The 25,755-nt window shown below is 73.8% G+C and carries 23 protein-coding genes; 15 read left to right on the top strand and 8 right to left on the bottom strand.

Annotated elements, in window-relative coordinates:
• Nucleotides 1-25: 25 nt before the first annotated feature.
• Nucleotides 26-2,215, top strand: coding sequence for an EAL domain-containing protein (locus ACH4T9_RS15270; RefSeq protein WP_396672784.1), 2,190 nt, complete (start codon nucleotides 26-28; stop codon nucleotides 2,213-2,215).
• Nucleotides 2,212-2,535, top strand: coding sequence for a hypothetical protein (locus tag ACH4T9_RS15275; protein WP_396672783.1), 324 nt, complete (start codon nucleotides 2,212-2,214; stop codon nucleotides 2,533-2,535). Before ACH4T9_RS15270 ends, ACH4T9_RS15275 begins: the two co-directional genes overlap by 4 nt.
• Before the next feature lie 168 nt (nucleotides 2,536-2,703).
• On the opposite strand, the gene ACH4T9_RS15280 is transcribed toward ACH4T9_RS15275, so the two are convergent.
• The gene (locus ACH4T9_RS15280; protein ID WP_396673052.1) at nucleotides 2,704-3,519 is read right to left on the bottom strand and encodes a phosphohydrolase; all 816 of its coding nucleotides are present in this window, start codon (nucleotides 3,517-3,519) and stop codon (nucleotides 2,704-2,706) included.
• 132 nt (nucleotides 3,520-3,651) lie between these two features.
• On the opposite strand from ACH4T9_RS15280, the gene ACH4T9_RS15285 reads away from it, so the two are divergent.
• Nucleotides 3,652-4,269, top strand: coding sequence for a DedA family protein (locus tag ACH4T9_RS15285; protein WP_396672782.1), 618 nt, complete (start codon nucleotides 3,652-3,654; stop codon nucleotides 4,267-4,269).
• 113 nt (nucleotides 4,270-4,382) lie between these two features.
• Here ACH4T9_RS15285 and ACH4T9_RS15290 read toward each other — a convergent pair whose 3' ends face one another.
• From ACH4T9_RS15290 to ACH4T9_RS15315, 6 genes are all read right to left on the bottom strand, one after another.
• Nucleotides 4,383-5,729 (bottom strand): polysaccharide lyase family 1 protein, encoded by a 1,347-nt coding sequence (locus tag ACH4T9_RS15290; protein WP_396672781.1) that lies wholly within the window; start codon nucleotides 5,727-5,729, stop codon nucleotides 4,383-4,385.
• A complete protein-coding gene (locus ACH4T9_RS15295; protein ID WP_396672780.1) occupies nucleotides 5,729-7,006 on the bottom strand; it encodes a Gfo/Idh/MocA family protein in 1,278 nt (425 codons plus the stop codon). The genes ACH4T9_RS15290 and ACH4T9_RS15295 overlap by 1 nt, the downstream gene beginning before the upstream one ends.
• Nucleotides 7,003-8,493, bottom strand: coding sequence for a mannitol dehydrogenase family protein (locus ACH4T9_RS15300; RefSeq protein WP_396672779.1), 1,491 nt, complete (start codon nucleotides 8,491-8,493; stop codon nucleotides 7,003-7,005). Before ACH4T9_RS15300 ends, ACH4T9_RS15295 begins: the two co-directional genes overlap by 4 nt.
• On the bottom strand, nucleotides 8,484-9,788 hold the full coding sequence (locus ACH4T9_RS15305; protein WP_396672778.1) for an enolase C-terminal domain-like protein: 1,305 nt from the start codon (nucleotides 9,786-9,788) through the stop codon (nucleotides 8,484-8,486). Before ACH4T9_RS15305 ends, ACH4T9_RS15300 begins: the two co-directional genes overlap by 10 nt.
• Nucleotides 9,785-11,341 carry a glucuronate isomerase gene (gene uxaC / locus ACH4T9_RS15310; RefSeq protein WP_396672777.1) on the bottom strand — a complete coding sequence of 519 codons (1,557 nt, stop codon included), beginning with the start codon at nucleotides 11,339-11,341 and terminating at the stop codon, nucleotides 9,785-9,787. Before uxaC ends, ACH4T9_RS15305 begins: the two co-directional genes overlap by 4 nt.
• A 101-nt stretch (nucleotides 11,342-11,442) precedes the next feature.
• The gene (locus tag ACH4T9_RS15315) at nucleotides 11,443-12,771 is read right to left on the bottom strand and encodes a Gfo/Idh/MocA family protein (RefSeq protein WP_396672776.1); all 1,329 of its coding nucleotides are present in this window, start codon (nucleotides 12,769-12,771) and stop codon (nucleotides 11,443-11,445) included.
• A 238-nt stretch (nucleotides 12,772-13,009) separates the two neighbouring features.
• Here ACH4T9_RS15315 and ACH4T9_RS15320 point away from each other — a divergent pair, with 238 nt between their 5' ends.
• From ACH4T9_RS15320 to ACH4T9_RS15355, 8 genes are all read left to right on the top strand, one after another.
• Nucleotides 13,010-14,134 carry a LacI family DNA-binding transcriptional regulator gene (locus ACH4T9_RS15320; RefSeq protein WP_396672775.1) on the top strand — a complete coding sequence of 375 codons (1,125 nt, stop codon included), beginning with the start codon at nucleotides 13,010-13,012 and terminating at the stop codon, nucleotides 14,132-14,134.
• Between the two features lie 19 nt (nucleotides 14,135-14,153).
• On the top strand, nucleotides 14,154-15,491 hold the full coding sequence (locus ACH4T9_RS15325) for an ABC transporter substrate-binding protein (RefSeq protein WP_396672774.1): 1,338 nt from the start codon (nucleotides 14,154-14,156) through the stop codon (nucleotides 15,489-15,491).
• 32 nt (nucleotides 15,492-15,523) lie between these two features.
• Nucleotides 15,524-16,507 carry a carbohydrate ABC transporter permease gene (locus ACH4T9_RS15330; protein ID WP_396672773.1) on the top strand — a complete coding sequence of 328 codons (984 nt, stop codon included), beginning with the start codon at nucleotides 15,524-15,526 and terminating at the stop codon, nucleotides 16,505-16,507.
• Between the two features lie 119 nt (nucleotides 16,508-16,626).
• Nucleotides 16,627-17,388 carry a carbohydrate ABC transporter permease gene (locus tag ACH4T9_RS15335; RefSeq protein ID WP_396673051.1) on the top strand — a complete coding sequence of 254 codons (762 nt, stop codon included), beginning with the start codon at nucleotides 16,627-16,629 and terminating at the stop codon, nucleotides 17,386-17,388.
• 4 nt (nucleotides 17,389-17,392) lie between these two features.
• Nucleotides 17,393-18,004 (top strand): hypothetical protein, encoded by a 612-nt coding sequence (locus ACH4T9_RS15340; protein WP_396672772.1) that lies wholly within the window; start codon nucleotides 17,393-17,395, stop codon nucleotides 18,002-18,004.
• Entirely contained in the window at nucleotides 18,001-19,086 is a 1,086-nt protein-coding gene (locus ACH4T9_RS15345; RefSeq protein WP_396672771.1) for a PmoA family protein, read from the top strand. The genes ACH4T9_RS15340 and ACH4T9_RS15345 overlap by 4 nt, the downstream gene beginning before the upstream one ends.
• The gene (locus tag ACH4T9_RS15350) at nucleotides 19,083-20,300 is read left to right on the top strand and encodes a sugar kinase (protein ID WP_396672770.1); all 1,218 of its coding nucleotides are present in this window, start codon (nucleotides 19,083-19,085) and stop codon (nucleotides 20,298-20,300) included. The genes ACH4T9_RS15345 and ACH4T9_RS15350 overlap by 4 nt, the downstream gene beginning before the upstream one ends.
• Nucleotides 20,297-20,926, top strand: a complete 630-nt coding sequence (locus ACH4T9_RS15355) for a bifunctional 4-hydroxy-2-oxoglutarate aldolase/2-dehydro-3-deoxy-phosphogluconate aldolase (RefSeq protein WP_396672769.1) — start codon at nucleotides 20,297-20,299, stop codon at nucleotides 20,924-20,926. The genes ACH4T9_RS15350 and ACH4T9_RS15355 overlap by 4 nt, the downstream gene beginning before the upstream one ends.
• Nucleotides 20,927-20,951: 25 nt before the next feature.
• Here ACH4T9_RS15355 and ACH4T9_RS15360 read toward each other — a convergent pair whose 3' ends face one another.
• Nucleotides 20,952-21,968 (bottom strand): LacI family DNA-binding transcriptional regulator, encoded by a 1,017-nt coding sequence (locus tag ACH4T9_RS15360; RefSeq protein WP_396672768.1) that lies wholly within the window; start codon nucleotides 21,966-21,968, stop codon nucleotides 20,952-20,954.
• A 188-nt stretch (nucleotides 21,969-22,156) separates the two neighbouring features.
• Between ACH4T9_RS15360 and ACH4T9_RS15365 the strand changes: the two genes are divergently transcribed.
• The 4 genes from ACH4T9_RS15365 to ACH4T9_RS15380 are packed head-to-tail and all read left to right on the top strand — an operon-like array spanning nucleotide 22,157 to nucleotide 25,754.
• A complete protein-coding gene (locus ACH4T9_RS15365) occupies nucleotides 22,157-23,305 on the top strand; it encodes a Gfo/Idh/MocA family protein (protein WP_396672767.1) in 1,149 nt (382 codons plus the stop codon).
• Nucleotides 23,302-24,453 carry a dihydrodipicolinate synthase family protein gene (locus tag ACH4T9_RS15370; protein WP_396672766.1) on the top strand — a complete coding sequence of 384 codons (1,152 nt, stop codon included), beginning with the start codon at nucleotides 23,302-23,304 and terminating at the stop codon, nucleotides 24,451-24,453. Before ACH4T9_RS15365 ends, ACH4T9_RS15370 begins: the two co-directional genes overlap by 4 nt.
• Nucleotides 24,450-25,295 carry a sugar phosphate isomerase/epimerase family protein gene (locus tag ACH4T9_RS15375; protein ID WP_396672765.1) on the top strand — a complete coding sequence of 282 codons (846 nt, stop codon included), beginning with the start codon at nucleotides 24,450-24,452 and terminating at the stop codon, nucleotides 25,293-25,295. Before ACH4T9_RS15370 ends, ACH4T9_RS15375 begins: the two co-directional genes overlap by 4 nt.
• A 30-nt stretch (nucleotides 25,296-25,325) precedes the next feature.
• The gene (locus tag ACH4T9_RS15380; RefSeq protein ID WP_396672764.1) at nucleotides 25,326-25,754 is read left to right on the top strand and encodes an NUDIX hydrolase; all 429 of its coding nucleotides are present in this window, start codon (nucleotides 25,326-25,328) and stop codon (nucleotides 25,752-25,754) included.
• Nucleotide 25,755: the final 1 nt, after the last annotated feature.

The raw sequence follows: 25,755 nt of genomic DNA on the forward strand, positions 1-25,755 counted from the left end.
CCGGATCATCCAGTGGGGGTTCTGCATGGCGCCGAGCCGGCGGCGGGCGGTTCTGATCGGGGTCAACCAGGGCGGGAGCGACGTTCGGCTGCCCGCCCTGCGATATGCGGAACGCGATGTCGAGGCCGTCCGGGGGGTGCTGCTCGACGAGGAGATCGGCACCTTCGACGACGCCGACATCAAGATGTACGTCGGCGCGGAGGCGACCTGGCGTGAGATCAAGGCCGGGCTTCGCGAGATGGCGTTGGACTCCGGCCCCTCCGACGTGCTGCTCGTGTACTTCGCCGGCCACGCGCTGGTGCCCGAGTGGAGCACCCAGCTCGACGCGTACCTCGTCACGGCGGACCTCAACCCGGACGCCCTTCGCCGGGAGCCGGACAACGGCCTGCGGATGGCCTTCCTCAAGCGGGACGTTTTCGAGACCTTCGCGGGCACCTCCTTCCTCGTCCTCGACTGCTGCCACGCCGGGATCTATCTGGACGCCGACCTGCGCCACGCCGAGGCGATGCAGACCTACCGCACCCGGGTCGACCGGCACAGCGCGCTGCTGGCCTGCCGTAACGGTGCGGCGGCGCGGGAGGACGAGGAGCACGGGCACGGGGTGCTTACCTACCACCTGCTCAGCGCTCTTCGCGGTGGCGCCGCCGACGACCGGGGCCGGGTGTCGTTCGGTCAGATGGCCGCGTTCGTGGCCGAGCAGGGGCTCGAACCCCCACCGGTCCAACTCGTGCACATGTGGGGCCCGACCACCGTGCTCGTCCAGCCGCCCACCTCGCGGCACGAGCGTCGGTTGCAGAGTTCGCCCGCCAACCCCAGCACCACCCGGCCCTGCAAGAGCCCGCTTGAGGACCAGTCCAGCTCGATCGTGCAGCTGCTCGGTCGGGTCTTCCGTTCCGAGGCCCACCCGATGCGGGCGTCCCAGCAGCGCGGGCACGCCGAGCGGGTGGAGATCGTCCGGCACGCGCTGGCTGCGGCCTCCGTGGCCGTGGTGGAGTTCTCCGGCCCGGCCATCCGGGTGGCCGACTCCACCGCCCGCTTCGACAAGGAGGAGCTGCGACCGCTGCTGGAACTGAGCTCCGCCGACGCGATCCGGTACCGCACGTCGATGCCCGGGCACATCGTCTCGAACGACGCCGGCCTGCGGCTGCTCTGCGTGCCGCTCTCCTACGAGGACGATCGCATCCTCACGTTGACCGTCGTCGACCCCGCCGTCGCGCTGCTCGACATGGGCGAGCCGCTCGCCGTCATGCTCCGTGCCCTGTGGGACTCGAATCTCCTCGGCGACCCGCTGCAGGCCGAGATGCAGGTGGTGACCGCCCTGCGCACCGCCTTCGGTCGGCTGCCACTGAACCTGTACGAGTACGCGTTCAGCCTCTACCAGAAGCTGGTCGACTCCATGATCATGGTGTTCCAGCCCGTCGTGGAGCTGGACCTGCGCCCGGCCGGAGTGAGCATCCACAGCTTCGAGGCCCTCGCGCGCCGCAGCGACAAGGAACTCCGCGCGCCACTCGCCGCGCTACAGATGGCGTACGTCTGGGGTGACCGCTTCATCATTGAGCGCGACTCGCTGCTGCTCGCCAAGTCGATCCACTCGTACGCCACCGCGGACGCGGACGCCCCGTGGCACGGCACCAAGCCGCTGTCGGTGAACGTCGCGGTCCGCTCGCTGCTCAGCGACTCCTACCTCAACCAGGTGAGCCGGGCGCTCGCCGAAGCCGCCATGCATCCGCGAACGCTCACGCTGGAGATCTCCGAGCAGGACGCGATCCAGCCCGGCCCGGGGGAGCGGTGGCCGCAGGAACCGCTGCTCTACTTCCACCGACGTCTCACCGAGCTGGCCCGGGAGCTTCGGATCAGCTTCGCCGTCGACGACTTCGGCGTCGGGTACGCCTCGCTGGCCCGGATGGCGGAGCTGCCGCTGACCCAGATCAAGGTCGACCGGGCGGTGCTGCACCACCCGATGGCGCTGGAAGAACTCGCGTTGGTGGCGCGGGTGTCCCGGCACGCGAGCGACCTCGGGCAGGCCCCCACGCCCCGGGCCGTCATCGTGGAGGGGTTCGACGACGCGGCGCCGGTGACCCTCAAGCAGATCTACGACCTGGGAATCCACCACGTGCAGGGATTCTTCAGCGGCGCCGTCGCGTCGACGTCGCTGCAACCACTGGACCAAGCCGCCCGCGAGCGGATCGCGGGCCTGGTGAGAGGCGAGGAATGACCACAGTCAAGCTGCTGCTGCCGGCCGAGGTCTTCGAGGAACTGGACCTGCCGTACGAGGGCGTTCGTGACCTGTCGGCGATCACCATCGCCGTCGAAGGAACGGGCCTGCTGGCGAACCTTGCCGCACTCGCCGCGTTGCAGCCCCAGTTGGGCGACCTGGTGGCCGCGATTCGCAACTGGCGGCTGCGGGACCCCCGCCCCTCGGTGACCCTGACGGTCACGGGCCCCGGAATCGACCTGAAGGTGGACCTGCCGCGCAATGTCAGCCGGGCCCGGTTGTTGGAACAACTCCGCCCGCTCCTCGACGAGCAGGACTGACGCTCCTTTCACGTGCGGGACTGACCGGATCGGAACTCGCGCCAGCCGTGCTGACTTGACCCGTCGCCGTTCGTCACGGGAGCAATCCCGTCATTGACCGACGTCGCCGCGAAGCGGCATCGGAGCCACCCAAACCGTGGTGGCCGAGTTCGACCGGCGGGGTCGGCCTCAGGTGGCGCTCACCGGATGGTCGAGGATCGCGCTGAAGCGCTCCTCGGCCAGGTCGAGCTGGCTGAAGATGTGCGCCTTCACCGCCGGTGCGAGCGGGGTGTCCGGCCGGGCGATCAGCTCCCGCAAGACCGGCACCAACGGCCGGTACTTCGCCGCCAAGGAGAACACCTTCGGGCCGACGGCGTGGATCACGCCGACCCCGTTGTCGGTGAAGTCGGAGACCTTGATGACCCGGGCCCACGGCTCCCGGTCCAGGCTGACCGCCACGTGCTCCCGGTACTGCGCGTGCCGGTCGCGCCCCGGGTCGTACGCCGGGTTGGTGACCGCGGCGACCAGGCGCGCGACCCGCGGGCCGAACCGCGCTGCGAGCACCGCCAGCGCCGCTGCCGTGCGGTCGCCGGCCACGACCTCCGGCCCCGCCGTGGGCTTGTCCATCGCCGGTCCCGCCGGGTGGTCCCCCGCCCGGCCCGCCAGCTCGACCGGGTGGCCATCCGTCAGGCCCGCCAGCTCCGCCGGGTGGTCCTCCACCGCGTCGTGCAGCAGGCCGGCGACGATCACGTCCAGGTCACGCACCTGGTAGTGGTGCATCATCCGGATCGCCACCCGCAGCAGGTGGTTCAGGTACGGCTCGCGCACCCGCCGGTCGTCGCGGTGCAGCTCGGCGGCCAGGTCGAGGGCGGCGGTGAGCCGGGCCCGCGCGTCGGAGTCGAACGCGCGGATCTCCAGCCGGAACCGCTCCAGCAGGCCGGGCTCGCCGTGGATCTCGGTGATCGCGTGCATCGGCATGGTGGCCAGGTACGGCGGGAAGTCCATGGACCACTTATAGCTGATCTTCACCGTCCGTGGGTCCCCTCGTCGGCCTTGCGACGGCGACTGCCCGGGTCGGTGGCGGCTGGAAACGGCGATCGGCGTCACGGGCCGCCGCCGTGCGGGGAGAATGGTCCGGTGGACCGGGTGTTCGCGGTGCTGGTGGCGTCGCCGCCCGCGCTGGTGCTCGCCCTGGTCTTCCTGCTTCCCGCGCTGGAGGCGTCCACCTTCCTCGGGCTGTTCGTGCCGGGGGAGATCGCGGTGCTGGTCGGCGGAGCGCTCGCGCACTCGGGTCGGCTGCCGCTGTGGGCGGTGGCCGCCGCGGCGGTGGCCGGGGCGGCGCTGGGCGACCAGACCGGCTATTTCATCGGCCGCCGGTACGGCCGCCGGCTGCTGTCCCGCGTGCCCCGCCGGCTGGCCCGCTCGGGGGAGCTGCGGCGGGCGCTGGACCTGGTCCGCCGCCGGGGCGCGGTGGCGGTGGTGCTCGGCCGCTGGGTGGCGGCGCTGCGCGCCCTCGTGCCGGGGATCGCCGGGCTCAGCGGGGTGCCACGGGGCACGTTCACCCTGGCCAACCTCTGCGGCGGGGTGCTCTGGGCGGTGACCGTGGCGGTGCTCGGCTACCTGGCGGGAGCCTCGTACCGGCTGCTGGAGCGCCGCCTCGGACTGGGCGGGGAGGCGCTGCTGGCCCTACTGGTGGTGCTGGTGGTGGCCCGCCTCTGGCGGCACCGCCGGGCCGCCCGCCGGGCGGCCGGATGAGGCCGTGGGCCGGACCCTGCCGGTGCCGACGCCTGCGCCCCGGACGCGTGTCCGGGGTCGGCGTGCCGGGGGCGGCGAGAGGGATGTTCGCCGCCCCGGCACGCCGGGGGTCGCTACAGCGGCAGCCGGTTCGCCCCGGCCAGCGCGCCGACCACGAGCGGGACCAGGGGCGCGGGCAGCACCTGGCCGCTGCGCAGGGCCGGCGTCCAGCCGGAGTCGACGCCCAGGTCGGGATCGTGGGTCGCGTTGTACGCGGCCACCAGGTCGACCGGACGCGCCCGGTCGCCGTCGGCGCGGACCCAGTTGCCGCGGGTGGTGACGGCGGTGCCGCCCCAGTCGTAGAGCAGGTCCTCGGCGGCGAGGCCCGCGCCGAGGGTGAACCAGTTGTTCTCCACGTACGGCGCGGACTGCACCCCGACGCCGACGGCGTACTGGAAGTCCCCGCCGGCCAGCCGGTACCAGTTGTTGTAGACGTCGACCTGGCCGAACCGGACCCGGGGCAGGCGCTGGAGCACCCTCTCGAACAGGTTGTGGCGCAGGGTCACCTTGAGCCGGCCGACGTCCGGCCCGACCGTGTTCGACGAGCCGATCAGCATCAGCTTGTCCCGTCCGACGAACCGGTTGTACGAGGCGGTGACCAGGCTGGCGGTGTGGGTGATGTCCAGCGACCCGTCGTGCACCTGGTACGGCCGGCCGAAGTGCACCGGCTGGGCGCTGTCCGGGTTGTCGCCGTCGGTGAAGCTGTTGTGGTCGACCCAGACGTGCTCGCTGCGCCGTACCGAAATCTGGTCGTACTGGGAGTTCCAGTTGCCGGTGGCGCCGTCCGTCGGCGACCACGCCGGGAAGCAGTCCCGGGCGTCGTCGAAGGTCAGGTTCCGCACGATCACGTTGCTGGCGCTGTCGACCATCAGGGTCAGCCCGGTCAGCGTCGCCCCGCGCAGCCCGAGGATGGTGGTGTTCGGGCCGACGTTGATCTGGGTCTGCCGCGTCTGGTTCGCCACCGAGCGCACCCGGGCGGCCTCCAGCACCCCGGTCGGCGGCGTCATGCCCCACACCGCCGGGTCGTACGCGGCCAGGTAGGCCGGCAGCGAGTACCCAGGGTCGGCCAGGTCGGCGCAGTCGAGCAGGCTGCGGTCGTCGGCCTCGAACCCGTCGACGACGCCGTCGACGACGATCACCTTGGGGGTGGCGTTGGTCCGGTTGGTGGCGTTGTCGCCGCCCAGGGCGCGGACCAGCTCGGCCCGGCTGCGGACCAGGTGGACCTGGTCGGCGGCGGCCGTCGAGCCGCCGGTGGTGCCGACGCCGTCGGCCGCCCAGCCGTCGCCGGCCGGCAGTGCCTGGCGGGCGAGCCGCTCGACGGGGTCGGGCACCGGGGCGGTGGCGCCGGCCGCCGCCGCCGCGCCCGGTACGACGAGCAGGGACAGGGCGACCAGGGCCGCCCCGAGAACGCGTGGACGCATCAGGGACTCTCCGAAATGGTTGGTCGGTGCGGCGGCTTCCGTGACGGGCGCTTCTCCTCCATCAGCTCGGTGCGTACCGGCGGCACCGCCCACGGCACCGCCAGCTCCGACAACAGCGCGCCGGACCCGGCCGCCCGCCGCAGCGCCCCGTTGACACCGCGGACGCTCATCATCCGGTCCGGCCCGTCCCCGGCTGCGGTCACCAGATCGCCGCCGAGCAGGGTCGGCTCGGGCGCGGCCCGGACCGCCTCCAGCACGGCGGTGAACGGCGCGGTGCGGGCCAGCGGTGCGATCAGCGGCGTCCCGTCGGCGCGGTGATCCAGCAGGTTCTCCAGCAGGCCACGCCGCCCCGGCACCTCCCGGGGCGCGTCGTCGCCGGGCAGCGCCAGTCGGTCCGTCGGGTACTCCAGCACCGCCCGGCCGGCGGTGCCGGTCACGATCACCTCACCGGCGACGAAGTCCTCGCCGGCCAGGGTCACCGCGGCGATGATCGGTGGCCCGGAGCGCGGGACGACCCGCAGGGCCGCCGTGTCGTCCACCTCGATCGGGCGGACCCGGTAGCGCTCCAGCTCGATCACCGCCGGCTGCACCGGCGCGCCGGTGACCGCCTCGGCCACCGCCAGGCACTGCATCACCGCGTGCGCGAACGGGTTGGCCAGCGCCCCGTCGAGCACCGGCCGGCCGTTCAGCGTCCGTCGTCCGGCCCACGGGGCCCGGGCGTAGTAGCCGTCCGATCGCCGCCAGGCCGCGACCGTGGCGATGCCGGTGACCGTGCCGAGCCGCCCGTCGGTCACCGCCGCCGTCAGCTCGGCGAGCGCGGCCGAGCCGAGGGCCTGGAAGCCGACCTGGCAGGACCGGCCGGTGTCGGCCAGCGCGGCGGTCAGCGTCCGGTGCTCGGCCGTGGACAGCACCGGCGGCTTCTCCAGCAGCAGGTCCGCCCCGGCGGCCAGCACGTCCAGCGCGATCGGCAGGTGGGTGTGCGGCGGGGTGCAGACCACCACCACGTCCGGCTTCGCCTCGGCGAGCATCGCGGCGTGGTCGGTGAAGACCCCCGCGCCGGCCGGCACCGGCGCGTGCGGCTCCTCCTCGATCGGGCGTACGTCGACCAGGGCGACCAGCCGGACCCGGCCGGCGGCGTGCAGCGGCGCGATCGCCCGGCGGTGCCAGCGGCCGTGCCCGTTCGCCCCGATGACCGCCACCCGGGGCGGGCCCCCGGCCGACGCGGCGACGGACCGGCCCGCGCCGCCCGGGGCGGACCCCCGGCGGGCGTCGCTCACACCGCACCGGCCAGGGTCGCGGCCACCCCGTGCCGGTGCAGGGCGGCCAGCCAGTCGGTGACGTCGGCCCGCACCTCGTCGTCGTCGGCCACCTCGGCGGGGAAGATCTCGCGCAACCCGAACAGGGCGTCGACCACCCCGGCCGGAGTGCCGCCGGCGGTGGCCAGCGCGCCCCGGATCCGGTCGGCGAGCGGGTCGACCAGCGGGAGCGCGCCGCCGTCGTCGGCGTGCCCGCAGGCGAACCGCGCCCACGCGGCCACCACCAGCGTGGACCAGCGCGCCGGCCGGCCGGCCGCGCGCAGGTCGGCGATGGTGTGCAGGATCCGTTGGGGCAGCTTCTGCGAGCCGTCCATGGCCACCTGGAGGGTGCGGTGCCGGATCGCCGGGTTGGCGAAGCGGCCCAGCACCTCGTCGCCGTACTCGACCACCGACACCCCGGCCGGCGGGGCGAAGCTGACCGCCACCTCCTCGGCGACGAGGCGGCGCAGCACCCCGGTCAGGCCGGGGATCCCCAGCGCGTCGGCGACGGTTTCCCGACCGGCGAGGGCGCCCAGGTAGGCGGTGGTCGAGTGCAGGCCGTTGAGGCCGCGCAGCTTCAGCCGCTCCCACGGCCCGGCGTCGTCGGTGAGCACCGCTCCGGCCCGGTCCCACGCCGGACGGCCGCCGGGGAAGGCGTCCTCGATCACCCACTGGGTGTACGGCTCGGCGTCCACCGCCGCCAGGTCGGCGAAGCCCAGCGCCTGCCGGGCCACGGCGAACGTGTCCGCCGTGCTGGCCGGCACGATCCGGTCCACCATGGTCCCGGGGAAGGTGACGTTCGCGGCCACCCAGCCGAGCGCCCGCTCCGACACGCCGGAGCGGGCCAGCGCCTGCTCGACCAGGCCGCGCAGCCGGACCCCGTTCGACGGCAGGTTGTCGCAGCTGACCAGCGCGATCGGCCCGGCGTCGGCCGCCGCCCGGGCGGCCAGCCCGCGTACCAGCAGGCCGGGCACCGTGCCGGGCGGCCCGTCGCCGGCCAGGTCGGCGGCGAGCGCCGGGTCCGGGCGCAGCCGGCCGGTGACAGGGTCGAGCTGGTACGCCTTCTCCGTCACGGTCAGCGTGACCACCCGGATCGCCGGGTCGGCGAGCAGCGCCACGATCCCGGCCGGGTCGCTCGCGGCGTGCCGGACCCCGGCCAGCGACCCGATCACCCGGGTGTTGTCGCCGGTGGCGGCCCTGGTGGTCACGCTGAACAGGTTGTCCTGCGCGGCGAGCGTCTCGACCAGTCCGGTGCTGCGCGGGGCGACCCCGACGATGCCCCAGTCGCCGCCCGCCGCGCCGATCGCGGCCTCCGTGTAGACGGCCTGGTGGGCGCGGTGGAACGCGCCCAGGCCGAGGTGCACGATGCCGGCGGGCACGGTTCCGGGGCGCAGCAGCGGCCGGCTCGCCTCGGGCAGCCGGCGCAGCGCGGCCAGCCCGAGCCGGGGCACCCCCACGGTCACCGCCATACCGGGCCGTCCGGGAAGCGGAACTCCGCGATCGACTCGGGACGCATCGTCGAGCTGTAGCCGGGCGCCTCGGGCAGCAGGTACCGGCCGCCCCGGGTGCGCACCGGGTCGACGAAGTGCTCGTGCAGGTGGTCGACGTACTCGACCATCCGGCCGTCGAGGCTGGCGCCGACCCGCAGGAAGTCGAAGACCGCCAGGTGCTGCACGTACTCGCACAGGCCGACGCCGCCGGCGTGCGGGCAGATCGGCACCCCGAACTTCGCGGCCATGACGATCTCGGAGAGCACCTCGTTGACCCCGCCGACCCGGCAGGCGTCGATCTGCATCACGCCGATCGCCTCGGCCTGGAGCAGCTGCTTGAAGATCACCCGGTTGGCGGCCACCTCGCCGGTGGCCACCCGGCACCGCCCGCCGGTCAGCCCGGTCACCGCGCGGGCGATCCGGGCGTGGCCGAGGATGTCGTCGGCGTGCGTCGGCTCCTCGATCCAGTACGGGTCCACCTCGGCCAGCGCCGTCATGTTGGCGATCGCCTCGTCGACGTCCCACACCTGGTTGGCGTCCATCATCAGCAGCGCGTCGGAGCCGATCTCCGCGCGGATGATCCGGGCGCGGCGCAGGTCGTCGGCGGGCGGGCCGCCGACCTTCATCTTCATCGCCCGCCAGCCCTGCGCGTACGCCTCGCGGGTCAGCGCCCGGACCTTGTCGTCGGGGTAGCCCAGCCAGCCCACGGAGGTGGTGTACGACGGGAACCCGTCGCGCTCCAGCAGGGCGAGTCGGTCGGCCATCCCGTCGTTGCCCCTGTCCAGGATGGTGGCCGCCTCGCCGGGGGTGAGCGCGTCGGTGATGTGGTGGAAGTCGATGCTGGCCACCAGGTCCTCGGTGGGCAGCTCGGCCAGGAACCGCCACATCGGCTTGCCGGCGAGCTTGGCCCGCAGGTCCCACACGGCGTTGACCAGCGCGCCGGTCGCCATGTGGATGACGCCCTTCTCCGGGCCCAGCCAGCGCAGCTGCGCGTCGGCGCTCAGCGAGCGCCAGAACGCCACCGGCTCGGCGGCGATCTCCTCGACCGTCCTGCCCCGGACGTGATGGGCCAGGGCGCGCACGGCCGCGCAGGTGATCTCGTTGCCCCGGCCGTTGGTGAAGGTGAACCCGGCGCCCACCGGCCCGGCGTCGGTGCCCAGCTCGACGTACGTCGCCGAGTAGTCGCCCCGGTTGATCGCGTCCGAGCCGTCGCCGGCCGCCGCGGTCGGGAAGCGCACGTCGTGCACGTCCACGGAAGTGATGGTGACGCTCACGGAACCAGCCTTTCGTTCGCGACTGCGGGGCTCCGCTGCGCTGCACTCCTCGCGCTCACCGGGACCAGCCTTTCGTTCGCGACTGCGGGGCTCCGCTGCGCTGCACTCCTCGCGCTCACCGGGACCAGCCTTTCGCCGATCTTGAAGACCTTCTTGGGTAGGCGGTACGCGAGGTCGACGATGGTCTCGGCGGCCTCGTCCTCGGTCAGCCGGTGCTCGGCGACCAGCCGGGCGAGGAAGCCGGCGTCCACCCGGCGGGCCACGTCGTGACGTACCGGGATGGAGCAGAACGCCCGGGTGTCGTCGACGAACCCGGCCGTGTTGTAGAACCCGGCGGTCTCGGTGACCGCCTCCCGGAACCGGCGCAGCACCTCGGGGGAGTCGAGGAACCACCAGGGCGCGCCGAGGTACAGGGCCGGGTAGCCACCCGCGAGGGGGGCCAGTTCCCGGGTGAAGGTGTACTCGTCGAGGGTGTAGACCACCACCCGCAGCCGGGGGTCGTTGCCGTACGCGTCGAGCAGCGGGGTGAGCGCGTGCAGGTACTCGGTGGCCTGGGGGATGTCCCCGCCTACGTCGCGGCCGTGCCGGGCGTACAGCTGGCGGTTGTGGTTGCGCACCGAACCGGGGTGCAGTTGCATCACCAGCCCGTCGTCGAGCGACATCCGGGCGAACTCCAGCAGCATGTGCGCCCGGAACGCCTCGGCGTCGGCGGCGTCGGCCGACCCGCGCCGGCCCCGCTCGTACAGCGCCACCGCCTCCGACCCGCTCAGATTCAGGGTGCGGGCGGTCGGGTGGCCGTGGTCGGAGCAGGTGGCGCCGGCCGCGATGAACGCCTCCCGGCGTCGCCGCAGGGCGGCCAGGAACCCGGCGTACGTGCCGGTGTCCTCGCCGGAGACCTCGCCGAGCCGCTCGACGTTGGCGGCCCAGTTGTCGAACTCCATGTCGACGACGTTGTCCGGCCGGAATGTGGTGATCACCTTGCCGCCGGGGCCGCCCCAGCCGTCGGCGGCGAGCTTGGCGTGCTGGGCCAGGTCGTCCAGGGGTGACTCGGTGGTGGCGAGCACCTCGATGCGGAACCGGTCGAACAGCGCCCGGGGCCGGAACTCCGGCTCGGCGAGCCGGGCCGCGACCTCGTCGTACACGGCGTCGGCGGTGGCCGGGGAGAGCGGGGTGTCCACCCCGAAGACCTCGGTGAGGGTCTGCTCCAGCCACAGCCGCGACGGGGTGCCCCGGAACAGGTGCCAGCCGTCGACGAAGCGCCGCCAGATCGTCCGCCCGTCGGTCTCCACGGGGCTGCCGTCCACCGTCGGGACGCCCAGGTCCGCCGGGGGAACGCCCTGGCTGAGCAGCATCCGGGTCAGGTAGTGGTCGGGCACGATGATCAGCCGGGACGGGTCCGGGAACGGCCGGTCCTCGGCCAGTAGCGCCGGGTCGACGTGCCCGTGCGGCGAGATGATCGGCTGCTCGGCCGCCAGCGCGTGGAGCTGTCGGGACAGCGCGCGCAGGCCCGGGTCGGCGGGGAGGAGCAGGTCGGGTCGGGAGGTGGTCGGCACGTCGGATGGCTCCTCGGGTGCGGTCGGTCGAACGGGGCGGACCGGCGGGGCCGGCCGGGGCCGGTGGGGTGGCCGCGGCGGCGCGCTCCGGGCGCGGTCGGTCAGGGCAGGGTGAGCAGGTCGGCGACCCGGACGGCCTGCCCGGTCTCGAAGGACCGGTTGGCGGCCAGGCCGGTGAGCAGGGCAAGGGCCCCGTCGCGGGCGCCGGCGGCCCGGTGCAGCGGGTCCGGCGCGCCGCCGAAGAGGACCTTCGTCATCCGGGCGTCCGCGCCGCCGTGGCCCTGCCGGGTGTACCCCTCGACCTCGATCTGCCGGGGCGGCGACCAGAACGGGCACAGGGTGAGGGTGGCCGAGCCGCCCTCGGCGGCGGCCTCGTCGCCGTGCAGCGCCGCGCCCTTGAGCGCCCCGGCGGCCCCGGGGCTGACGAAGTCGCTCTCCACGACCTCCAACTCGACGCGGCCCCGGCTGCCGTTGACCATCACCCGGTAGCCCTCCCAGGGGGCGTAGGCGGTGAGGTGGTACGTCATGGTCACGCCGGAGGAGTAGCGGGCCAGCACCGCCATGTCGTCCTCGATGGTGACGCCGGGGGCGAACACGTTCTGGTCGCGGTGGTAACCGTCCTCGGCCTCGGAGTCGAGGTAGAGTTCGCGCAGCCGGGGGTGCTCGGCCATCCGCAGGGCGAACGGGTCGCCGGTGGCGTCCGGGGCGTCGTGTGCCCGGTCGTAGTTCCGGGCGTAGCCGTGCCGGCGGCCGGCGTCGCCGTAGAAGAACAGCCGGCCGGCGGCGTAGACCTCGACCGGGGTGGCGTCGAGCCACCAGTTGACCAGGTCGAAGTGGTGGCTGGCCTTGTGCACCATCAGCCCGCCGGAGTTGGCCTTGTCCCGGTGCCAGCGCCGGAAGTAGTCGGCGCCGTGCCGCACGTCGAGCAGCCACTCGAAGTGCACCGACCCGATCTCGCCCACCGCCCCGTCGGCCAGCAGCCGGCGCAACTGCTCGTGCAGCGGGTTGTAGCGGTAGTTGAAGGCGACGGTGACCTGCCGGCCGGTCTCGGCGACCGCGTCCAGGATCCGCCGGCAGCGCGGCGCGTCGACGGTCATCGGCTTCTCCGACACCACGTCGCAGCCGGCGCGCAGGGCGGCCACGATGTACTCGTCGTGGGTGGCGTCGACCGTGGTGACCAGCACGGTGTCGACGCGCTCCCTGGCCAGCATCGCGGCGAACTCGTCGGCCCGGTACGTCGACACCCCCCGGTGGCCCAGCTCGGCCAGCCATCGGTTGTGCGCGTCCATCCGGGACTGGTTGACGTCGGCGAACGCGACCAGCTCGGCGGTATCGGGGTGGTCCCGGACCAGCGCCCGGACGAAGATCTCGGCCCGGGCGCCGGTGCCGACCACCGCGTGACGGGTCCGTTCACCGGATCTCGAAGACATCGCGTCGCCTCCCGGATGAGACTGCAAAGGTTTGCAGTGAAGAAACCACGATCGATCGTCATGAGTCAACGACGTCAACAAATCCCGTGTGGTTTGCCCGTCTTTGGCGGCTTAACGGGGCATGGAGGGTGACCTCTCGAAACCTGGCTGTCATCTGGGAGCGTTGACAGTGGAGCAACCGTTTGCATTAATTGTCGGCACCCACGTGACCGCAACCACACTGGACGAAGGGGCCGCCGTGCCAGTCACCATCAGGGACGTCGCGCGGGCCTCGGGCGTGCACATCTCCACGGTCTCCCGCACGTTCTCCGCACCGCACCTGGTCAACCCGGAGACCCGGGTCCGGGTGCTGGCCTGCGCGGAGGACCTGGGCTACCGGCCCAACCGCGCCGCGCGGGCCCTGATCACCGGCCGTACCCACAACATCGGCCTGATCATCGCCGACATCGCCAACCCGTTCTTCCCGCCGCTGATCAAGGCGGCGGAGGGGCAGGCCCGGCACCGCGACTACCACGTCTTCGTCGCCGACACCAACGAGGACCCGGTGGCCGAGGAGGAACTGGTCCACGCCCTCGCCAAGCAGGTCGACGGGGTGTTGCTGTGCAGCCCCCGGATGAGCAACAGCCTCATCGAGCAGCTCAGCCGCGAGGTCCCGCTGGTGGTGATAAACCGGCAGGTGACCGGCCTGCCCTGCGTGATGATGGACGTCGGGCAGGGGGCCCGCTCCGCGATCGAGCACCTGGTCGGCCTCGGCCACACCGAGATCGCCCTGCTCGGTGGGCCGCGCGGCTCGTGGACCAACCGGGAGATCCGCCGCTCGGCCGCCGCCGCGGCGCGGGCCGGCGGCGCGGAACTCACCGTTCTCGGGCCCAACCCGCCCACCGAGCACGGCGGCGGCGCGCTGGCCGAACAGGTCCAGCGCGCCGGCGTCACCGCCGTGCTGGCCTACAACGACCTGATGGCGATCGGGCTGATCGAGGGGCTCGACGCCCTCGGGGTCCGGGTGCCGCAGGACGTGAGCGTCGTCGGTATCGACGACATCGCCCTGAGCCGGCTCACCCGGCCCAAGTTGACGACGGTGGCCACGCCTACCGCGGCCGCCGGCCGGACGGCCGTCGACATGCTGTTGCAACAGGACACCGACGCGCCGCGGGGACCGCGGGGCGCCGGTCGGGGCACGGCAGCCGGCGCCCGTCGCACCACCGCACAGGTAATGCTCCAGACCGAGCTGGTCATCCGCGACTCCACCGGAGAAGTTCCGTCGTCCGGTGGCCCCGGTGCCGAACGTGTCGGCCCGGGCCCGCATCGCCTTGCGGACCCGGGCCGCCCGACCGCGGCCACCGGTGGCGCCGTCGCCTCCTAATGCCAAGGAGTGAGCGCACATGCACCCCGCCACGCCCCCCACCGCCGGCGCACCCGCCGGGCGTTCCCACCGTACCCCCCGCCGTAGCCTGCTGCGCGGGCTCGTCGCCCTGGTGGTCGCCGCGCCGCTCGTCCTGGGCGCCGCCGCCTGCGGCGACGAGGCCAGTGACGACCCCAACGCCCCCGTCAAGCTCTCCATCTTCTGGTGGGGCGGCGAGGCCCGGGCGAAGCTGACCGAGGACGCCCTCGCCCTCTACACGAAAAAGCACCCGAACGTCACGTTCGAGAAGACCTGGCAGGCCAACCAGGGCTACTTCGACAAGCTGGCCACCCTCACCGCCGGCGGGAACCCGCCGGACATCTTCCAGATCGACGACAACTTCCTCGCCGAGTACGCGTCCCGCAACACCACGCTCGACCTGACCAGCTACTCCGACTCCGGCAAGCTCGACGTGTCGAAGTTCCCCAAGAGCCTGTGGCAGTACGGCGTGGTCGACGGCAAGCTCGCCGGGCTGGCCGCCGGGGAGAACACCCAGGGGCTGGTCTACAACAAGACGCTGCTGACCCGCAACGGCCTCCCGGAGCCGACCACCGGCATGACCTGGGAGGAGCACATCGCCTGGGCCGAGCAGGTCGCGAAGAAGACCAAGGTCCCCGGCACCCAGGACCCGAGCGCCGACTACAAGGCGTTCTGGGTCTGGCTGCGCCAGCAGGGCAAGGACCTGTACAAGGGCAAGGAGCTCGGCTTCACCGCCGAGGACGTCACCAAGTGGTTCGAGCTGTGGAAGGGCGCCCGCGACCGGGGCGCGACCCCGACGGCGGACGTGATCCACGAGGGCAACGCCACCGACATCACCAAGCAGCTCGTCGTGACCGGCAAGGCCGGCACCTCCTGGGTCTGGGTCAACCAGATGCCGGAGCTGAAGAAGAACACCAAGGACGAGCTCGGCGTCGTGGCGTACCCGGGCGACCCGAGCGCCCAGTGGGCCCGCGCCTCGATGTACTGGTCGGTGTTCAAGGGCAGCAAGCACAGGGACATCGCGGTCGACGTGCTGAACTTCCTGGCCAACGACCAGGAGGCGATCAAGATCCTCGGCACCGACCGGGGCCTGCCGTCGAACCAGGACCTGCGCCGGCTCGTCAGCGAGGGCACCACCGACCCGGCGATGAAGCAGTCCATCGCCGTGGAGACCGAGCTGGCCCAGAAGTTCGGCGAGGCGCCGCAGGTGCCGATCAAGGGCCACAGCAAGGTCCGGGCCGAACTGATCAAGGCGGCGGAGAACGCCCAGTACGGCCGGGCCACCCCGGCCGAGGCGGCGGCCCAGTTCCTGGCCGCCTGCAAGTCCGCCATCGTCTGAGCCGCCGCACACGCTCGGAAAGGAGCCGGCTCGTGGCACTGACCACGGCGCCCGACCCGACCCGACGCGGCACCGGATCCGCCCGCGCCCACGCCCCCCGGGGCGTGGCCGGGCGGATCCGGCACAGCGAAGGTCTGGCGGGGTACGTCTTCCTCTCGCCCTGGCTCATCGGACTGATGGCCGTCACGGCGATTCCCATGCTCCTGTCGCTCTATCTGAGCTTCACCGACTACGACATCCTCACCCCCTGGTCGGAGGTGCAGTGGGTCGGGTTCGCCAACTACGAGCGGATGTTCACCAACGACCCCTCGTACTGGCACGCCGTCCGGGTGACGCTGACCTTCGCCCTGGTGGCGGTGCCGCTGAAGCTGGCCGCCGCGCTCGGCGTGGCGCTGCTGCTCAACCGGGCGTGGCGCGGGGTCGGGCTGTTCCGCAGCCTGTTCTACCTGCCCTCGCTGCTCGGCGGCAGCGTCGCCCTGGCCATCGTCTGGGTCAACATGTTCAACCGCGACGGCGCGTTCAACTCGCTGCTGGCCCTGGTCGGCATCGAGGGCAAGCCCTGGGTCAACGACCCGGACTGGGCGCTGGAGACCCTGATGGTGCTCGCCATCTGGCAGTTCGGCGCCCCCATGGTGATCTTCCTGGCCGGGCTCAAGCAGGTGCCGACCGAGCTGTACGAGGCCGCGTCGGTCGACGGGGCCGGCAAGTGGCGGCAGTTTCGCGCCGTCACCCTGCCGATGCTCTCCCCGGTCATCTTCTTCAACCTGGTGCTGGAGACCATCAACGGCTTCCAGGGCTTCACCGCGGCCTTCGTGCTCAGCAACGGCACCGGCGGCCCGGTCGACTCCACCCTGATGTACACGCTGAACCTCTACATCAAGGGCTTCACCGACCTGGAGATGGGCTACGCCTCGGCGATGGCCTGGGTCTTCCTGCTCGCCATCGGCCTCATCACGGCCATCTTCTTCAGCACCGGACGGTTCTGGGTGCACTACTCCGACGGGGAGGACCGGTGACGGCTACCGCAGGTCCGGTGGTGACCCGGCCGCGCCGCCCACGTACCGGCGGCGGGCAGGCCGTGCGCCTGGTCATCCTGATCGCGATCGTGGTGGTCGTGCTCTACCCGCTGTTCTGGATGATCGGCACCTCGGTCAAGGGCCAGGAGGAGATCGTCAGCAACACCGGCCTGCTGCCGAGGCAGTTCACCCCCGGCAACTACGCCGACGGGTGGGCCAACTTCGACCTCAGCTTCGGCCGGTTCTTCCTCAACAGCGCCATGGTCAGCCTGCTGACCGTGGTCGGCAACGCGTTCTCCTGCCTGCTCGCCGCGTACGCCTTCGCCCGGCTGAGGTTCCGGCTGCGCGGGATGTGGTTCGCCGTCATGATCGGCACCCTGCTGCTGCCCGGGCACGTGCTGATCGTGCCGCAGTACATCCTGTTCCGCACGCTCGGGCTGGTCGGCGGCGAGTGGCCCTACCTGCCGCTGCTGATTCCGCAGTTCCTGGCGACCGAGGCGTTCTTCGTCTTCCTGATGGTGCAGTTCATGCGGGGCATCCCGCGCGAGCTGGACGAGGCGGCGAAGATCGACGGGGCCAGCGCGTTCGGCATCTTCCGGCACATCATCCTGCCGCTGAGCCGACCCGCGCTGGTCACCACCGCGATCTTCTCGTTCATCTGGACCTGGAACGACTTCTTCCGGCAACTCGTCTTCCTGTCCAGCCTGGAGGACTACACCGTGCCGGTGGCGCTGACCCTGTTCATCGACTCGACCAGCCAGAGCGCGGTCGGCCCGATGTTCGCCATGTCGGTGCTGTCGCTGCTGCCGGTGTTCCTGTTCTTCCTCGCCTTCCAGCGGATGCTCGTCGAGGGCATCAACACCAGCGGAATCAAGGGGTGACGCCGTGACGCGGGAGAGACCGGCCCGCCGGGACTGGCGGGACGTGGTCCGGGACGCCGCCGACCTGGCACTGGTCGGGTTCCTGCTGGTGGCGGGCGCGCTGCCGGTGCTGACCGCCGGCGCCGCGCTCGCCGCCGCCAGCGCCGCCGTGCACGACCGGGTGACCGACGGTGGCTGGCCGAACCTGCGGACCACGCTGCGCCGGTACGTCCGGGCGCTGCCGGCCGGCGTGCCGGTGACCCTGGCCGGGCTGGCCGGCGCGGTCCTGCTCGGGGCCGACCTGGTCGCGCTGGCCACCGGCCGGGTCCCCGGTGGGGCGCCCGCACTGCTGGTCACCGGCGCGGTCACGGCGGCCCTGTCCGGGTACGCCGGGCTGGTCGTCGTCGAGGTCGGGCGGGCCGGCGGGCGGGGCTGGCGGGTCGCGGCCCGCACCGCCGCCCGCTCCTGCGTCGCCCGCCCGGCCGGCTGGGCGGCGGCCGGCGGGGTGTGCTGCCTGGCCGGCGTCCTTGCCGTGCTGGTCATCCCGGTCGCGCTGCCGATCCTCGCCGGGTACGCCCTGGCCGCGCTGCACGCGGTCGCCCGCCGCCGCCCGGCCGTAGCCGTGGAGCCGTCGTGACCGACCACACCCCCCGCACCCGGGCCGGCGGGGCCGCCTCCCTGCCCGGCCCCCGCACCCGGGTCGACGGAGTCGCCTCCCTGCCCGGCCCCCGCACCCGGGTCGACGGGGCGGCCCCCCGCCCCGACCCTCGCACCCCGACCGTCCCCGCCGGCGAGCCCGGACGCCGGACCGGCGACTCCGGCGGCGATCCCCGACTGCTGGTCGGCGGCGTCGAGGTGGCCCGGTACGTCCTCGCCCCGGACCTCGACGCCAGGCACGGCCCCCGGCCCTACCTGCATCCGGTGCGCACCCTCGCCGGCACGGTCGTCACCGATGCGCTGCCCGAGGACCACGTGTGGCACCTCGGCGCGTCCCTGGCCGTGCAGGACGTCGCCGGCACCAACCTGTGGGGCGGGCGCACCTACGTGCGCGACACCGGCTACACCTGGCGGGACGACCACGGCCGGATCGTCCACACCGGCTGGACCGAGCGGGCCGACGATCGGCTGGAACACCGCCTCCAGTGGCGCGACCCGGCCGGCGGGGTGCTGATCACCGAGCACCGCCGGCTCGCCGTCGCGCCCGTGCCCGACGCCCCCGGGGCGTGGCGGCTGGACCTGCGGTACGCGCTGAGCGCCCCCGCCGACCGGGACGTCCCCCTCGGCAGCCCGGCCACCAACGGCCGCCCCGGCGGCGCCGGGTACGGCGGGTTCTTCTGGCGGGCCGTCGCCACCGAGCCGCCCCGCACCTTCACGGCGTGGGCCGACGGCGAGGAGTCCGTCAACGGCTCCGGCGCGCCGTGGGTGGCGCTGGCCGGCACCGGGCCGGGGGGCGGCGCGTACACCCTGGTCTTCACCGGGCTCGGGCCGGGCGACCGGTGGTTCGTCCGGACGGCGATGTACCCGGGGGTCTGCGTGGCCTTCGCCTTCGAGTCCCCGGCCGTGGTCCCGGCCGGGACCAGCCGGCACGGCCGGCACACCGTCACCGTCGTGGACGGGATCCTCGACCGTGACGCGACCGCCGCCCTCGCCGCCGCCGCGGCGGCCCCGGCTGCCCCGGGCGAGCCTGCGGGGCGGGGCGAGCCGGCGGGACGGGCATGACCGGCCCGGAGGCGGTCACCGTCGGCGAGACGATGGTGGTGCTGTCGCCGGTCGACGCGACGCCGCTGGAGCGCGCCGACCGGGTCCGGCTCGGCGTCGGCGGGGCGGAGTCCAACGTGGCTGCCGGCCTGGCCGGCCTCGGCCACCGCGTCGCCTGGGTGAGCCGGGTCGGCGACGACCCGTTCGGCCGGATGGTGGTCCGCGAGGTCGCCGACGCGGGCGTCGCCGTCGACCTGGTCGCCGTCGACCCGGATGCCCCGACCGGCGTCTACTTCAAGGATCCCCGGCCGGAGGCCACCGGCGTGCACTACTACCGGGCCGGCTCGGCCGCCTCCCGGCTGGGCCCGGAGGCGCTGGACGACCCCCGGCTGGCCGGCGCGCGGCTGCTGCACCTGTCCGGGGTGACCCCGGCGCTGTCGGAGTCCTGCCGGGCGCTGGTCTCCTACGCGGTCGACGGCCGGCCGCTCGGCGACGCGCTGGTCAGCTTCGACGTCAACCACCGGCCCGGGCTCTGGCCGGCCGACCGGGCCGCCGACGTGCTGCGCGACCTCGCCGACCGGGCCGACGTGGTGCTCGTCGGCCTGGACGAGGCCGAGCGGCTGTGGGGGAGCGCCGACCCGCAGACCGTGCGCCGCCTGCTGCCCCACCCGAAGGTGGTGGTGGTCAAGGACGGTGCCGTGGGCGCGACCGCGCTGCCGCGTACCGGGCCGGGGGTGTTCGTGCCGGCGCTGCGGGCGCCGGTGGTCGAGCCCGTCGGCGCCGGGGACGCGTTCGCCGCCGGCTACCTCTCCGCCCTGTTGCGCGGGTTCGGCCCGACCGCTGCGTTGCGCTGCGGTCACCTCGTCGCGGTCCGGGCCCTCGCGGTGCCCGGGGACTGCGCCCCGCCCCCGGACCGGCGGGACCTCGACGCCGCCGTCGCGCTGCCCCCCGACCGATGGGCGGCGCTCGACCTGGTCGCGGCGGGCCTCGTCGATGAAGCCCTTGCCGACGGCGGGAATGCGGCCGGGCGCCTCGGCGCGGGAGCCGGGACGGCCGGCTCGGTAGTCGTGGGGGCCGGCGTCGCCGGATTCGGAACCCCGGGGGCCGGGACGGCCGGCTCGGTAGTCCTGGGGGCCGGCGTCGCCGGCTCCGGAACAGCGGAGGCCGGCGTCGCCGGCTCGACAGTCGTGGGGACCGGCGGGGCCGGCCCCGAGAACGGAAGGAGCGGCCGGTGACGGCGCACGACTTCGGCCCGATCTTCGACGGGGCGCGGGTCATGGTGATCCTGCGGGACCTGCCGCCGCAGGAGACGGTCCGGCTCGCGAACCGGGCCTGGGACCTCGGCATCGACGTGGTGGAGGTGCCGGTGCGCACCCCCGAGGCGATGGAGGCGCTGCGCGTCGCCGTGCAGGCCGGCCGGGACCGGGACCGGATCGTCGGCGCGGGCACCGTGTTCGACCCAACGCAGGTGCGGCAGGCGGCCGGTGCGGGGGCCGCGTTCACCGTCGCGCCCGGGCTCGACCTCGCGGTGGCCGACGCCGCGCTCAGCCACGGGATTCCCCACCTGCCGGGGGTGGCCACCCCGACCGAGGCCCAGCGGGCCCGCGACCACGGGCTGGTCTGGCTCAAGGCGTTCCCGGCGGTCAGCCTCGGGCCGCAGTGGTTCAAGGCGGTCGCCGGGCCCCTGCCCGAGCTGTGTTTCGTCGCCACGGGCGGGATCGACGCGGGAAACGCGGCCGGCTTCCTGGCCGCCGGGGTCAGGGTGGTGGCCGTCGGGTCCGCGCTGTCCGACCCCGCCCAGATCGACCGCCTCGCCGAGCTGGCCCGGGGCGGCCGGGAGACCGCCGTCCGCCCCGGCTGACCAGAGGATCAGTCGGGGGCGGGGCTCAGTCGGGGGCGGGGCCGGTGCTGTCCCGGCGGACCAGTTCCGCCGGCAGCGTCTCGACGCGGGGTCGGCCGCTGGCCGGGTCGAGGGCCAGGGTCATCGCCCGGACGCCCAGCTCGACCAGGGGCAGCCGCACCGTGGTCAGCGCCGGGGTGACGTCGCCGGCGATCGGCATGTCGTCGAAGCCGAGGACGGAGACGTCCCGGGGCACCCGGACGCCGCGCGAGCGCAGCAGGGCGAGCGCGCCGACGGCCATCGAGTCGTTGAGCGCCACCAGCGCGGTGAGACCGGGGGTCGTCTCCAGCAGGTCGGCCGTGGCCCGGGCACCACCGTCGCGGTCGAAGTCGGCGTAGCGGATCCGCTCCTCCGGCAGCTCCACGCCCTCCCCGGCGAGCGCCCGGCGCAGCCCGGTGAGCCGGTCGGTGATGGTGGTCAGGATCCGGGGGCCGGCGACCACCCCGATCTCCCGGTGCCCGAGGCGCAGCAGCTCTCGGCCGATCAGCTCGCCGCCGGCGTCGTTGGCCGGCATCACCGCGTCGCCGAAGTGGTCGTGCCGGCCGATCACCGCGACCCGACCGCCCGTCGCCTCGTACGCGGCCAGCTTTTCGTTGAGCAGGGTGGTGAACGCGGCGTCGTGGTAGCCGGAGCCGGCCAGCACGATGGCGGCGACCTGCTGGCCGCGCAGCAGCTCGACGTACTCCAGCTCGCGGACCGGGTCGCGGTAGCTGTTGCAGATGATCAGCAGCCGGCCCCGCTCGATGGCCACCCGTTGCAGTCCCCGGGTCACCTCGGCGAAGTACGGGTCCGAGACGTCGTGCACGACGACACCGACCACGCTGCGCTGCGGCCGGGCCAGCAACTGGGCGTGCGCGTTCGGCACGTACCGCAGGTCGGCGACGGCGCGCAGCACGCGTTCGCGCAGCTCCTCGGCGACCGGTTTGCTGCTGCCGTTGATCACTCGCGACGCCGTCGCGGGGGAGACCCCCGCCTGTCGTGCGACATCGGCCAGCGTCGCCATCCGCCGCCCCCTGGTGTTCCTCCCGAGCGGTCCCGCCCCGCCGGTCGCGGACAGGTTACCGCAGTGGCGTCGGAAAGCCCTTGCCCTGCGAGGGCGCCCGCCCCTACGCTCCCAGGAAAGCGCTTGCCCAGCGTGCTGGCGATCCCTGCCCGCCGCGCGGGCGCCGGCCCGAGGAGAGGGAAGAGAACATGCGCAGGCCGATCGGCATCATCGTCAACGGCGTCACCGGCCGGATGGGCTACCGCCAGCACCTCGTCCGTTCGCTGCTCGCCATCCGGGAGCAGGGCGGGGTGCCGCTGGCGGACGGCACCCGGATCTGGCCCGAGCTGGTCCTCGTCGGACGCAACGAGAACCGGCTGCGCGACATCGCCGAGCGGCACGGGCTGACCGACTGGACCACCGACCTGACCGCCGCGCTCGCCCGCGACGACATCGAGATCTACTTCGACGCCCAGCTCACCCAGCAGCGGGAGAAGGCCGTCCGCCAGGCGATCGACGCCGGCAGGCACGTCTACACCGAGAAGCCCCTCGCGGAGGACAGCGCCGCCGCCGTGGAGCTGGCCCGGGCCGCCGAGGCCGCGAACGTGCGCACCGGCGTCGTGCAGGACAAGCTCTTCCTGCCCGGCCTGCGCAAGCTCAAGCGGCTGATCGACGGCGGCTTCTTCGGCCGCATCCTCTCCGTGCGGGGCGAGTTCGGTTACTGGGTCTTCGAGGGCGACTGGCAGCCCGCCCAGCGCCCGTCCTGGAACTACCGAACCGAGGACGGCGGCGGGATCGTGATGGACATGTTCCCGCACTGGCACTACGTGCTGGAGGAGCTGTTCGCCCCGGTCCGCGCGGTCTCCTGCGTCACCGCCACGCACATCCCGCGCCGCGTCGACGAGGCCGGGCGGCCCTACCCGGCCACCGCCGACGACGCCGCGTACGGCATCTTCGAGCTCGACGGTGGGATCATCGCCCAGCTCAACTCCTCCTGGACCGTCCGGGTCAACCGGGACGAACTGGTCGAGTTCCAGGTGGACGGCACCGAGGGCAGCGCGGTCGCCGGGCTGCGCAACTGCCGCGTCCAGCACCGGTCGGTCACCCCGAAGCCGGTCTGGAACCCGGACCTGCCCTCCGGCGAGGACTTCCGCTCGCAGTGGACCGAGGTGCCGGACAACGACGAGTTCGACAACGGGTTCAAGGTGCAGTGGGAGGCGTTCCTGCGGCACGTGGTGGCCGGCGAGCCGTTCCCGTGGGACTTCCTGGCCGGTGCCCGCGGCGTGCAGCTCGCCGAGCTGGGCCTGCGCTCCGCCCGCGAGCACTGCCGCGTCGAGGTCCCGGAGCTGAGCCGTTGAGGACCGAGGTCACCCTCCCCGACGGCACCCGGCACCGGCTCTCCGGCGCCGGCGGCTTCGCCCGCCCCGACGCCCCGGCCACCTCCCGGACCGCGTACGCCGCCGCGCACGTGGTCGCCGACCCGCGCGCCGAGAACGTCCCCGGCGCCCCGGCCGCCGTCGACTGGGAGCGCACCCTGGCCTTCCGTCACCACCTGTGGTCGTACGGGCTCGGGGTGGCCGAGGCGATGGACACCGCGCAGCGCGGCATGGGGCTGGATTACCCGGCCACCCGGGAGCTGATCCGGCGCAGCGCCGCCGAGGCCCGCGCGTGCGGTGGGCGCATCGTCGCCGGGGTCGCCACCGACCAGCTTCCCGTCGGCCCGGCGAGCATCGAGCGGATTCGCGACGCGTACACCGAGCAGCTCACCGAGGTCCTGGCCGCCGGGGCCCGGCCGGTGCTGATGTGCAGCCGGCACCTGGCCGCCGCCGCCCGCGGCCCGGAGGACTACCAGCGGGTGTACGCCCACCTGCTGGCCGCCACCGACCAGCCGGTGGTGCTGCACTGGCTCGGCGACATGTTCGACCCGGCGCTGACCGGCTACTGGGGCTCGACCGACCTGGACCTCGCCGCCGACGCGGTGCTGGACCTGATCAAAGACCACGCCGAGAAGGTGGACGGGATCAAGGTGTCGCTGCTCGACGCCGACCGGGAGGTGGCCCTGCGCCGCCGGTTGCCCGCCGGGGTGCGCCTCTACACCGGAGACGACTTCCACTACCCGGAGCTGATCCGCGGCGACGGGGCCGGCCACTCCGACGCCCTGCTCGGCGTGTTCGCCGCGATCGCCCCGGCCGCCGCCGCCGCGCTGACCGCCCTCGACCGGGGCGACCTGGTCGCGTACGACGAGATCCTCGCCCCCACGGTGCCGCTGGCCCGGCACCTGTTCGCGGCGCCGACCTGGCACTACAAGACCGGCATCGTCTTCCTGGCCTGGCTGACCGGCCACCAGGACCACTTCACCATGGTCGGCGGCCAGCAGGCCGGCCGGTCGCCGGCCCACCTGGCCCGGCTGCTCACCCTCGCCGACGCCGCCGGGCTGCTGCCCGACGCGGAGCTGGCCGCCGCCCGCGCCCGGGCCTACCTCACCGTCGCCGGGGTGGCCCAGTGACCGCCGTCGACGAGCCGGCGACGACCGCCCCCGCCGGGGACCGGCTGGCCCGGTTCTCGTTCAACCAGGCCACCGCCACCGGCTGGGGGCTGGCGGAGCTGGTCGCCGGCTGCGTGGCCGCCGGGGTCCCGGCCGTCGGGCTGTGGCGGGAGCCGGTGCGGCAGTACGGGCTGGCCAGGGCCGCCCGGCTGGTCCGCGACGCCGGGCTGAGGGTCACCTCGCTGTGCCGGGGCGGGTTCTTCACCGCCGACGACTGGCGTGACGAGAACCTGCGGGCGATCGAGGAGGCCGCCACCCTCGGCACCGCCGAGCTGGTGCTCGTCTGCGGCGGGTTGCCGGCCGGCAGCCGGGACGTCGACGGGGCCCGGGAACGGGTCGCCGACGCCATCGGCGAGCTGGCCCCGCACGCCGCCGCGGCCGGGGTGCGGCTGGCCATCGAGCCGCTGCACCCGATGTTCTGCGCGGACCGGTGCGTCATCGCCACCCTGGGCCAGGCCCTCGACATCGCCGAGCGGTTCGACCCGGGCACCGTCGGGGTGGTCGTCGACACGTACCACCTGTGGTGGGACGACACCGTGTACCGGCAGATCGCCCGCGCCGGCAACCGGATCGCCGCCTTCCAGGTGGCGGACTGGGTCACGCCGCTGCCCGAGGGTGTGCTGCTCGGGCGGGCGCTGCCGGGGGAGGGCTGCATCGACCTGCGCCGGTTCCGGGACGCCGTCGACGCCGCCGGCTACCGGGGCGCGATCGAGGTGGAGGTCTTCCACGCCGACCTGTGGTCCCGGCCCGGCCCGGACATCCTCGCCGCAGCGATCACGGCCCACCTGACCCACGTCGCCTGAGTCGGGTCACCACGGTCCTAGGGTGGCGGGGTGATCGACATCGCCAGCGTGCTGCTCGTCGACCGGGCCGGACGGATTCTGATGCAGCTTCGCGACGGGTACGCGCCGCGCCACCCGAACGTCTGGGGGCTTCCGGGCGGGCACCGGGAGCCGGGGGAGACAGTCGACCAGACCGCCTTGCGGGAGCTGCGGGAGGAGACCGCGCTGACGCCCGACGCCGGCCTGCGACCCTTCGGCACTCCGCAGGTGCCGGAGTTGAATCGGATGAAGCACTACTATTGGGGCGGCACGAGCGCCCGTCAGGAGGACGTGGTGCTCGGCGAGGGGGCCGCGATCGTCTTCGTCCCGCCCGAGGAGCTGTTCGACGGCCGGCCCTACATGCCCGGCACCGCCGAAGTGCTGGCCCGCTTCCTCGCGGCCCCCGAGTACGCCGAGGCGCGCAGGGCAGCGGGCGGGTAGC

It is taken from the genome of Micromonospora sp. NPDC020750 (assembly GCF_044334565.1).
Lineage (GTDB): Bacteria > Actinomycetota > Actinomycetes > Mycobacteriales > Micromonosporaceae > Micromonospora.